Below are 10,644 nucleotides of genomic sequence, written 5' to 3' on the forward strand. Positions count from 1 at the left end.
ATCGGGCTCGCCGGCCTCCAGGCCGTGGCCCGCGCTTTCGACGGCGGCCTGGCGACGATCCTGAAGGAAGTGCTGCGTGGTTCGTTCGGCATCGATGCCCCGGAGCGGCTCATCCAGGCCGTCTATGCGCCGGGCTGGTCCACCGCGGCCATCGCCCCACTGGTGCTCGCCGCGGCTGACGCCGGCGACGCCGTCTGCCAGGCCATCGTGCGCGAGCAAACCGAGACCCTCGTCCGCCAGGCCGGTCGGCTAGCCACCACCACCCCGGATCTCGACCCGGTTCTTCGCTTCACCGGTGGCCTCACGGAACACGCCGAATACGCGGCCGCGTTGCGCTCGGCGCTACTGATGCGTATGCCATCCATGGATATAGCCCCGCTCACAACCGCTCCCGTTGAAGCCGCTCTGGCTCTGGCGCGACACGGAAACCACGGAGATCGTATGGCGGGTGAGCAGGACACGAACTAGCGTGTCCCTACGGATTGGCACCGATCCTGATTGACCGTTCACGGGGACGGAAGCCCGCTACTCATATTTAAGACAAATTTATATTAATACTATTTTATCTTATTTATATTCCAGCCATTCGCGTGTCCAGAACCACGCGAATCAAGAACCAACAGTACGACTTCACGACTCATCGAGAGGTACCCAATGTGTACGTCCAACTTGTTATTCCCAGTCATCATCGTTGCCGGCCTCACTCTATCCGCCTGCCAGCCTGCCTTGGAGCCCGACACGGCTATGGACGATCTCCGTTCGCAAGGCCAGGCCAACGTGGTCGACAACGTCTCTGAACAGCATATTCTGAAAATCGCAAGGAGTTCACCGGATCATACCACCCTGGCGGCCGCCATCGACGCCGCCGGCCTGCAGCACGTATTGGTTAATCCCGGACCTTTGACGGTCTTCGCCCCAACGAACGCGGCCTTCGAGGCGCTCCCACCGGGTACCGTAGAGGAGTTGCTCAAACCGGAAAACAAATCAAAGCTCGCCAAAATTGTCACGTCGCACGCGTCCCCGGGCACATTTAAGGGGGCCGGGCTGAACCCGAAGGTCAAGATTTATCTGGCAACAGGGCAGTACGTGAGCGTCGAGGAGCGCGACGGAGCCACGTATGTGAATGGCGCGAAGATCCTGGCCACCATCGACGCCAGCAACGGCGTGGTGCATGTCGTCGATAAAGTCTTTCTATTCCCGAACATGTAGCCGCGCGGCGTCACCGGATCGCAATGGGCCGCACCGGCGATCCGGTGGCGCCTTTGAGGCGGAGCGGAGTAACGATAAACAGAAACTCCCAACCCTCGTCCGCCAGCAGGCTGCCGAAGTTCATGAACTCGAGGTTGTTGATCCCGTTTTTCATGACCAGCTCCGGGTGGACGCGCATGGCGCTCCCATCAAGCGCGAGGTCCGAGCCGACCATCGCCGGCTGGCGTGCGATGATCCACTGGACCACTTCCATGTCGATCGCCGGGATGAGGCTCTGGTTGTGGGTGATGGGATCGGGCCAGAGGGACCACCAGCCGAAGTTGAACAACAACGCGTCGCCGGGCCGGATATCGGATTCGTCCATCCCCTGGCGGGCGAGCGCGCCGCGAACGTCGACGAGCGAAGCTTCGTAGTGTTCAGCGAGGCGCTCCACACCAAGGTAGCCGGCGAGGTCGATCAAGACGCCGCGGGTCACGATGGGTTTCACCTGCTCGACGCCAAGGCGCTGCAGCCCATAGGCATGCGCCATCTCGGATCCCGTGAAGCCGTTATAATACACATCTTCGGTCGATCCATCCGCCATCTCCATCCGTTTGCCAACATGCCCCGGCCCGTCGAACTGGGTGCCCACCTGACCGAGTTCGCCGGCGATGAACTCGTCGTTAAACACCAGGCGCTGCTCCCCTACTACGCCGCTCGTGGGATAGCCGGCCGTCACGATGGCATACGTGCGGTCCCCGAGGAGGGGCATACCCCGCTCGTAGACATTGCCGAGTTCGTAGAGCTGTCCGGTCTTGACCAGCGATACCGCCTCCAGGATTTTCTCTGGCGTGATCCAGTTCGACCCGCCTGCCTGGTCGTCCGCCCCCCAGAGCACGTTCGGCCACCAGGGGCCGGCCTCGCGGGTCTGGGCCGAGGAAGGGGATAAAAACAGGGTGAACAGGGCCAGGAGAAGAAGAGGACGAAGGTGCATGGCTGTGCGATCAGCGATTCGTGAATAGCGATTAGCGATTAATGCGAATGAGGAGTTGAATAGAGCTAAAATAATGCAAAACGTCATCCTGGGGCGGGGCCCAGGAAGACGATGATGTGTAAAATGTGCTGTGCAAGTATGATCGAGTCGGATGGCTTAGCACCGTTCATTACTTCAGCGGCGTCCCCTCGACAGGCCGGCCGTTGGTGGTCAGAATCTGGAAGTGATGGACGCGGTGGCCTTCATAGGTCCAGACGACCTCCTTCTCGGGCGTCACCTCGAACAGCTTCACCCCTTCCGTCGCGCCGTAACTGGCTATGACCGTATTTCCGTTCGGGAGCCGCTGGGCGCCGCAGGGGTCGACAAAGATCGGGGCGTCGACGTCGTCGTTCGACATGCGCCAGACAATCGCGCCGGCGGCGTCGACCTCGATGGTCTTGTTGCCATGCGTGAGGTTGATCAGGGTGTGGCCGTTCGCGAGGCGAATGGCGGTGAACGGCCAGTTTTCGGCTTCGCGGCCGCCCAGTTCGGGCCGGTCGGTAGCGATTGTTTGCACCACCTCGCCGGCCGGCGTGTATTCCTTCACCGCAAACGCCAGCAGGTGGGGCACCAGGTAATTACCGTTGGGGAGCTTGCGGGCCATGCGGGTTTGCATGTGCGCGTTGTCGGTCTCGGGCTGGAGGGGCACCTCGCGGAGGATGACGCCGGCCGGGTCGACTTCGACGATCCGGGGGTTTTCACCCAGTTCGGTGATCATGGTCGAGCCATCGTCGAGCCGGACGGCCGTGCCTAGCTCGGCGTTTTCAGGGCTGAGTGTGTAGCTGAACACCACCTGCCGGCTGGCGTCGAACTCCTGCACGACATCGCTCCAGCAAATCAGCACGTTACCGTTGGGCAACACGTACCCGTCCCGCGCCCCGGGCCGGCCAGAGTCCCAGACCACCTCCCCGGTTTCGCCCAGGATGCCCGTAAAATCGGGGCCGGCGACAAAAAAGGAATGGGAGATGGGGGTCGCGGTGGTCGGCGCGTCAGTGGCCGGGGTACAGCCAGCGAGCGCGGCGAGGAACAGGATAAAGCAGGTGATGGCGCGTAGCATCGGGGAGAGCATGTTGCGTGATCGGTGCAGGAGGTATGGTCCCGCCAACGTACCGCAAATATCAACCTGAAACACGAATCCTATCAACAAATGCTTACCGCCTGAACGCACGCTCGTACAGCGCGATCCAGTCCGCCACCGTCGTCTTCGCCGCCAGTTCCCCGATCAGATCGAACGGGATCTGGGAGGCGTTTTTGAAGCGGATACAGCTCTTTCCCATATCCAGCTTCTTGGAACTGTGTTTCGGGAATTCCTCCTCGAACCAGGCGAGCAGCACCGGGTCCGCGTAGAGGCCCATGTGGTAGACCGCCACAAAGTTCTTCTGCGAGGCGAAGCTAAGGAACGGCAGCGGGTCCTTCGGCTCGCAGTGATAGCCCGGCGGGTAGAGGTTGTGCGGCACCACGTAACAGGGCATGTTGTACTGGATCGTCTCCTCGAATCCCTCGGGGAGGTTCTCGAGAATCACCGCCCGCAGGCGTTGGATCGCCTCTTTGCGATCTTCCGGGATCAGCTCCAGGTATTCGTCGACGGTATCGGCTTCGATGCGCATTTTCGCGTCAGGTAGGGTGGGTCATGCTCGCAGGCCTTACTCTCGCACCTCGGCGTCCGTCAGCTGGCGCGGGTAGCGGATCTGTTCGATCATCTGCTGAACCTCCGCCGGCGGTGGTGGGGTCGCCAGGGAGACGCCGATCATCAAGGCGAAGTTGATCAGCATCCCCACTACGCCGATGCCCTGAGCGTTGATTCCCAGGAACGACTCGATGATAGGCGCATCCATCCCCGGAATCACGTTCTGGGCGCGCATGAGGCCGATCATCACGAACGTAAAGAGCAGCCCGGCGCTCATGCCGGCGATGGCGCCCTGCTTGTTCGCCCGCTTCCAGAAAATCCCGAGCACGATGACCGGGAAAAACGACGCGGCGGCGAGTCCGAACGCAAACGCCACCACCTCCGCCACGAACCCCAGCGGGTAGATGCCCAGGATGCCGGCCATGATCACCGCCACGAGGATCATGGCGCGGCCGACGCGCAGTTGCTGGGCGTCTGTGGCGTTGGGCCGTAGCATCGTACCGTAGATGTCATGTGCGAGCGACGAGGAGATAACCAGCAATAGCCCGGACGCCGTCGACAGCGCCGCGGCGAGTCCGCCGGCCGCCACCAGCGCCACGATGAACGGCGGTAGGCTCGCAATTTCGGGGGTGGCGAGCACGATAATATCCCGATTGATTGACCCCAGCAGCGACGCCGCATCCGTCGGCCCGCCCTCGGGAAACGTGATGAGACCTGTCGCCGCCCAGTTCTTCACCCACTCGATCTGGTCCATGCCGGCGCCGACTTCGCTGAACTGGTTCAGGATGTAGTACTTGGCGAAAATGGCCACCGCCGGGGCCGTCGTGTACAGGATGCCGATGAACAGCAACGCCCAGAAGGCCGACCATCGGGCGGCCTTGACGGAGGTGACGGTATAAAACCGGACGATGACGTGCGGCAGGCCGGCCGTACCTGCCATGAGGCACAACGCCACGCAGAAGACATTGAGCTTCGAAAAGGTCGAAAACGGGTTGCTGTATGCCGTAAGCCCCAGATCCCGCTGGATGGCGTCGAGCTTGGGCAGGATCTCGCCCATAGCAAGTTGCGGAATGGGGTTGTTCGTCAGCAGGATGCCGATGGCGATCGCGGGGATCGTGTAGGCAAAGATGAGGACGCAGTACTGGGCGACCTGGGTGTAGGTGATCCCTTTCATCCCGCCTAAAATTGCAAAAAACGCCACGATGGCCATCCCAATCATCACCCCCACCTCGAAGTCGACGCTCAGGAACCGGCTAAACGCCACCCCCACGCCCGACATCTGGCCGGCTACATACGTCAGCGATACAAAGATCGCCGCGATGGCCGCCACGAGGCGTGCTCCAGAAGAGTAATACCGCGTCGCGACGAAATCCGGCACGGTGTATTGCCCGAACTTCCGCAGATACGGAGCGAGCAGGAGGGCCAGGAGCACGTAGCCACCGGTCCAGCCGAGGAGGTAAACCGCGCCGTCGTACCCCATGAACGAGATGAGGCCGGCCATCGAAATAAACGACGCCGCGCTCATCCAGTCGGCCGCCGTCGCCGCGCCGTTTGCAATGGCCGACACGCCCTTGCCGGCGACATAAAACCCTTCCGTGTTCGCCACCCGGCTCCGGTACCCGATGTACAAGTACATCGAAAACGAAAGCCCGACGGTGATCCACGTCCAGTCCTGGATGGTCATGAAGTTGGTTGCAGGTTAGCAGGTTGCAGGTTGGCAGGTTTGTCCTGAGGGACGGCGACTACAGCCGGCGGACTCGAAGGATCTTCAGGTTTAATACTGTGGATAATTTTCGCACATCTGGGCCAATCCTGGTGATCAGGCCCCTCCTCTCACCGAGGAGGGGCCTGGTAGTCAGGCACGTTCCCGATACGAAAACTGTCCGAAGTATTAAGGTTGCAAGTTGGCGGGTTAGCACGTTGCAGGTTAGCAGGTTGTGATACCTCAAGAACCTGCAACCTGTAACCTGCCAACCTGCAACCTATTCAGCCACCCCCGCCTCCTCATCGGCTTTGCCGCTGAGGTAGGCGTAGGCAAAAATGAGGACTATGAATACCAGGATGGACCCTTGCTGGGCCATCCAGAAGCCAAAGGGGATGCCGATGATCGACACCGTATTGAGTTCTTCGACGAACAGGATGCTCATCCCAAAGCCCACAAAGGCCCAGATGAACAGCAGTACGACGGTCCGCCGGAGCTGCCGGCGCCAGTAGGTTTGTCTGGTCATTTCGATGGTCAATGATCAATGGTCGATAGTCGATGGCTGATGATCGACAACTGACTATCGATCATTGACCATAAACCTCGACCATCATCGATTCCTTCTTTCCTCCACCAGCGACTCCACGACCGCCGGATCCGCGAGGGTGCTGGTGTCGCCGAGTTGGTCGTGTTCGTTGGCGGCGATCTTGCGGAGGATGCGGCGCATGATTTTGCCGGAGCGGGTTTTGGGGAGTGCCGGCGTGAACTGGATGAAGTCCGGCTTCGCGATGGGGCCAATTTCCGTGCGGACGTGGTTCACCAGCTCCGCCATCAGCGCGTCGGTGGGTTCGACGCCGGCATTCAGTGTCACGTAGCAATAGATCCCCTGCCCTTTGATGTCGTGCGGGAAGCCCACCACGGCGGCCTCGGCGACGGCGTGGTGGGCGACGAGGGCGCTCTCGACTTCGGCGGTACCCAGACGGTGACCGGAGACGTTCAACACATCATCCACGCGGCCGGTGATCCAGTAGTAGCCGTCGGCGTCGCGCCGGCAGCCATCTCCCGTAAAATATTTCCCCTCAAAGGTCGAGAAATAGGTGTCCACAAAGCGCTGGTGGTTTTTAAACACCGTACGCATCTGCCCGGGCCACGAGTCCTTGATGGCCAGCACCCCCTGCGCCTCCCCTTCCAGCACCCGCCCCTCGGCGTCAAGCACTTCGGGCTGGATGCCAAAAAACGGCAGCGTGGCCGAGCCAGGCTTCTGCGGGATGGCGCCGGGGAGCGGGGTGATGAGGATACCGCCCGTCTCCGTCTGCCACCACGTATCCACCACCGGGCACCGTCCGTCGCCGACGACATCGTGGTACCACTTCCAGGCCTCCGGGTTGATGGGCTCGCCGACCGAGCCGAGGAGGCGGAGCGAGGCGCGACTGGCTTTACGGACATACTCCTCCCCGAGCCGCATCAGCGCCCGGATGGCCGTCGGGGCCGTGTAGAAGATGGAAACCTTGTGGCGGTCGATGACCTGCCAGAATCGGGAGGCATCCGGGTACGTGGGCACGCCTTCAAAAAAGACCTCCGTGGCGCCGTTGGCGAGCGGGCCGTAGACGATGTAGGAGTGGCCCGTGACCCAGCCGACGTCCGCCGTGCACCAGAAGACGTCGCCCTCTCGGTAGTCGAACACAACCTGGTGGGTGATCGAGGCAAAGACGAGGTAGCCGCCCGTGGTATGGAGTACCCCCTTGGGTTTGCCGGTCGAGCCCGAGGTATACAGGATAAACAACGGATCCTCGGCGTCCATCCACTCGGGGGGGCATTCTGCCGGCAGGCCGGCCGTTTCCTCATGCACCCAGACATCCCGCCCCGGCGTCCAGTCCACCTTGCCGCCGGTGTGATTCACGACAAACATCCGGCGTACATCCGGGCACGCCTTCAGCGCCTCGTCGGCGTTTTTCTTGAGCGCCACCGGCTTCCCGCCGCGCAGCCCCTCGTCGGCCGTGATCACCACGGTCGAGTCCCCATCCTGGATCCTGTCGATGAGCGACTGAGGCGAAAACCCGCCAAATACGACCGAGTGTACCGCCCCGATGCGCGCGCAGGCGAGCATGGCGACGGCGGCCTCGGGGATCATGGGGAGGTAGATGGTGACGCAATCGCCCTTCTTCACGCCGTGTTTTTTCAGCATGTTGGCGAAGCGGCAGACGCGTTCGTAGAGCTGGCGATAGGTGATGTGTTGCGGCGCTTTATTGGGATCGTCCGCCTCGAAGATGAGGGCTGTTTGATCGCCCCGTTTCGCCAGATGGCGGTCGAGGCAGTTGTAGGACGCATTCAACTTCCCGCCCTCGTACCAGCGGATGTGCACATCGCGCCGGGCGTAGGAGACGTCCTTCACCTTCGTAAACGGCTCAAACCAGTCGATCCGCGCCGCCTGTTCGCGCCAGAAGCCTTCGTTATCCTCGATCGAGCGTTTGTAGATCGCCCGGTAGTCGTCCATGGAAGGGATGATGGCGCCGGCTTTAAACGCGTCGGAAGCCTCGTAGAGGTCCGACCGGCCGGAGTAGGCGGCGGTGAGGGAATCTGCCATGATGCGGGTACGGACACGATGTATCGTGTCCGTACGATACGTCGTGCCCGAATGGTCTGTCGGAAATTCGAAAGCGGTCCGCGCAGAATACAGCAGGCAGCCGGCTTTTTCCAGCTTTATTTTTCGGTCTGCGTTATCGCCCATGCACGCTTGTCACCCCTTCGGTCGTCTTCCCCGCGAACGCGGGGATCCATGCAAGACCCAAAGCCCGCGAGGATCCCAAAAATGGCGGATACATCACGCCGGGTTACGGCCGCTGGGGCGGCCTAACCCGGCCTACGTCCAACCGTCATCCCCAACATGATTGGGGATCCATGCCCGGCCGGTTGGTGGCGGGGTTTCCCGTTTTCGGGGAGCCTGCCCACGACATGATCGGGGGAATGACGAGGCCTGGGCGGGTTGGGCAAAAATGAAATCTGCCGGCCGGCGACGGACTCGTGCGGAGCCGGCAACCGGGATGCGTACCTTACGTTCAAACCCGGACATCATCCTAAAAACAGGGCCCGACGATGACACGTACCATCCAACAACTCGTCGAGCTCCTGGAGCGGCTGCCGGCCGCCGAGCAGGAGAAGTATGGCGCTCGCTGGCTGGGTGAGCTGCTTGAGGGGCAAGGAGATGGAGGAAATGCTTACGATGTGGGCAACCAGGAGTTGGTATCATTCGATGTGATAGCGCATCTACTCGGTGTATTTGAAGGAGGCCCTCCTGATCTTTCGACCAATCCATCATTCATGGAAGACTTCGGCACGAAGAAGCAGGGGAATAAACAGTGATTGTGATCGATACAGGCCCTTTGGTCGCATCGTTGCGTCGTGCCGACCAGTATCATGGCTGGTCCGTCAAGCAATTTAAGATGCTACCACTTCCTTTTCTCACCTGCGACGCTGTGTTGACGTAGGCTGCCCATCTGCTAATGCGAGCCGGAAATACACCAAGCGCTTTATTCCGATTAATTCGCTTCGGCGCACTGATTGTTGAAGGAATTATGGGTAAAGAAGCCGATTCAATCGAATTTTTACTGGAACGTTATGCGAATGTACCAATGGATCTGGCAGATGCCTGTCTTGTCCGTCTTTGCGAACTCCACCCATCAAGTAGCATCCTCACGCTCGATTCGGATTTTTCGATCTATCGAAAAAACCGAACTGAATCGATTCCAATAATTTTACCTGATTGAGCACCCAATTCACTATAGTCGCTCGCCCTTTCGGACGGTCACCCGGTTCTGAGTTTGAACCCTAATAGTATTCCATCCCATGCCTCTCCGCACCGTCACCGCCACACGCTACGTCACCCCGCTCCGCGAGGGGGGATCGTTGCCGGCTGTCGTGGAGGCAGACGATGCCGGGACCTATGTCCTCAAATTCCGGGGCGCCGGCCAGGGGCCGAAGGTCCTCATCGCCGAGGTCATCGCCGGCGAACTAGCCCGCGCCCTAGGGCTCCCGATGCCGGAGCTTGTGCTCGTCGAACTCGACCCCGAAATGGCCCGCACCGAGCCCGACTCGGAGATCCAGGCCCTCATCCGCGCCAGCGCCGGAATCAACCTGGCGGTCGACTACCTGCCGGGCTCGATCACGTTCGACCCGGTGGTCGACCGGCCCAACCCGGACCTCGCGGCCCGCATCGTCTGGTTCGATGCCTTCCTGACCAATGTCGACCGCACCGCCCGCAACCCGAACCTGCTCATGTGGCATCGGAAGCTGTGGCTCATCGACCACGGCGCCTGCCTGTATTTCCACCACGCGTGGGACGACTTCCTGACGCGCAGCCGCGACCGCTTCGCGGCCATCAAACACCACGTCCTCCTCCCCTTCGCCGCCCCAGTCGATGCCGTGGCGGATGCCCTGCGCGCCCGCCTCACGCCGGCGCTGCTGGAGCAGGTAGTCGCCCTCGTGCCAGACGCCTGGCTGCTCCACGACGCCCCGTTCGACAGCCCGGCCACCCACCGCGCCGCATACGTCGCCTACCTGACGCGCCGGCTGGATCCCCCGTACGACTTCCAGGAAGAGGTGGCCCATGCCCGATCGCTGCTTGTATGACTACGCCGTGATCCGCGTCGTCCCAAAAGTCGAACGCGGGGAATTCGTCAACGCCGGCGTCATCCTCTCCTGCCCGTCAAACGGCTTCCTCGAAGCACGTATCGAACTCGACGAGCCCCGCCTCCTTGCCCTGGACCCCACGGCCGACCTGGAGACCATCCGCACCCACCTCGCCGTCTTTCCCATGATCTGCGCCGGCGGCCCCAATGCCGGCCCCATCGGGCAACTCTCCAAACGCGAACGCTTCCACTGGCTCGTGGCGCCCCGAAGCACCATCATCCAACCCTCCCCCTCCCACACCGGGATGTGCGACGACCCGGAGGCGGCGCTGGAGCGGTTGATGGCGATGATGGTTAGGATTAGCGAATAATGCGAATCAGGAGTTGAAACACGGCGCATACTGGCTTCCGCCGCACGCTCCAGGGTCGTCTTCCCCAACTTGATTGGGGATCCATGGAAGCATGAAAA

The 10,644-nt window shown here is 61.3% G+C and carries 12 protein-coding genes; 6 read left to right on the forward strand and 6 right to left on the reverse strand.

Annotated elements, in window-relative coordinates; all coding sequences use genetic code 11:
- On the forward strand, window positions 1-468 hold a 468-nt coding region (locus SH809_00155; GenBank protein ID MDZ4698087.1), incomplete at its 5' end, for an N-acetylglucosamine kinase.
- Window positions 469-744: 276 nt separating this feature from the next.
- Window positions 745-1,209 carry a fasciclin domain-containing protein gene (locus SH809_00160; GenBank protein MDZ4698088.1) on the forward strand — a complete coding sequence of 155 codons (465 nt, stop codon included), beginning with the start codon at window positions 745-747 and terminating at the stop codon, window positions 1,207-1,209.
- A gap of 10 nt (window positions 1,210-1,219) precedes the next feature.
- On the opposite strand, the gene SH809_00165 is transcribed toward SH809_00160, so the two are convergent.
- The 6 genes from SH809_00165 to acs all read right to left on the reverse strand — a co-directional run bounded on the left by SH809_00165 (window position 1,220) and on the right by acs (window position 8,134).
- Window positions 1,220-2,182 carry a cyclase family protein gene (locus SH809_00165; protein MDZ4698089.1) on the reverse strand — a complete coding sequence of 321 codons (963 nt, stop codon included), beginning with the start codon at window positions 2,180-2,182 and terminating at the stop codon, window positions 1,220-1,222.
- A gap of 169 nt (window positions 2,183-2,351) precedes the next feature.
- A complete protein-coding gene (locus SH809_00170; protein MDZ4698090.1) occupies window positions 2,352-3,290 on the reverse strand; it encodes a hypothetical protein in 939 nt (312 codons plus the stop codon).
- Window positions 3,291-3,372: 82 nt separating this feature from the next.
- The gene (locus tag SH809_00175) at window positions 3,373-3,828 is read right to left on the reverse strand and encodes a DUF1801 domain-containing protein (protein ID MDZ4698091.1); all 456 of its coding nucleotides are present in this window, start codon (window positions 3,826-3,828) and stop codon (window positions 3,373-3,375) included.
- Between the two features lie 36 nt (window positions 3,829-3,864).
- Window positions 3,865-5,532 (reverse strand): sodium:solute symporter family protein, encoded by a 1,668-nt coding sequence (locus tag SH809_00180; GenBank protein ID MDZ4698092.1) that lies wholly within the window; start codon window positions 5,530-5,532, stop codon window positions 3,865-3,867.
- Between the two features lie 298 nt (window positions 5,533-5,830).
- The gene (locus tag SH809_00185; GenBank protein ID MDZ4698093.1) at window positions 5,831-6,076 is read right to left on the reverse strand and encodes a DUF4212 domain-containing protein; all 246 of its coding nucleotides are present in this window, start codon (window positions 6,074-6,076) and stop codon (window positions 5,831-5,833) included.
- An 84-nt stretch (window positions 6,077-6,160) separates the two neighbouring features.
- Window positions 6,161-8,134, reverse strand: coding sequence for an acetate--CoA ligase (gene acs, locus SH809_00190; GenBank protein MDZ4698094.1), 1,974 nt, complete (start codon window positions 8,132-8,134; stop codon window positions 6,161-6,163).
- A 509-nt stretch (window positions 8,135-8,643) separates the two neighbouring features.
- Here acs and SH809_00195 point away from each other — a divergent pair.
- The 4 genes from SH809_00195 (at window position 8,644) to SH809_00210 (ending at window position 10,546) form a co-directional block, all read left to right on the forward strand.
- On the forward strand, window positions 8,644-8,910 hold the full coding sequence (locus tag SH809_00195) for a hypothetical protein (protein ID MDZ4698095.1): 267 nt from the start codon (window positions 8,644-8,646) through the stop codon (window positions 8,908-8,910).
- Window positions 8,911-9,050: 140 nt separating this feature from the next.
- Complete coding sequence (locus SH809_00200) at window positions 9,051-9,314, forward strand: hypothetical protein (GenBank protein MDZ4698096.1); 264 nt, start codon at window positions 9,051-9,053, stop codon at window positions 9,312-9,314.
- 79 nt (window positions 9,315-9,393) lie between these two features.
- Window positions 9,394-10,176: a HipA family kinase gene (locus SH809_00205; GenBank protein ID MDZ4698097.1), complete on the forward strand. Its 783-nt coding sequence runs from the start codon at window positions 9,394-9,396 to the stop codon at window positions 10,174-10,176.
- Window positions 10,154-10,546, forward strand: a complete 393-nt coding sequence (locus SH809_00210; GenBank protein MDZ4698098.1) for a DUF3037 domain-containing protein — start codon at window positions 10,154-10,156, stop codon at window positions 10,544-10,546. The genes SH809_00205 and SH809_00210 overlap by 23 nt, the downstream gene beginning before the upstream one ends.
- The last annotated feature ends 98 nt before the right edge of the window (window positions 10,547-10,644 follow it).

This window comes from Rhodothermales bacterium (assembly GCA_034439735.1).
Lineage (GTDB): Bacteria > Bacteroidota > Rhodothermia > Rhodothermales > JAHQVL01 > JAWKNW01.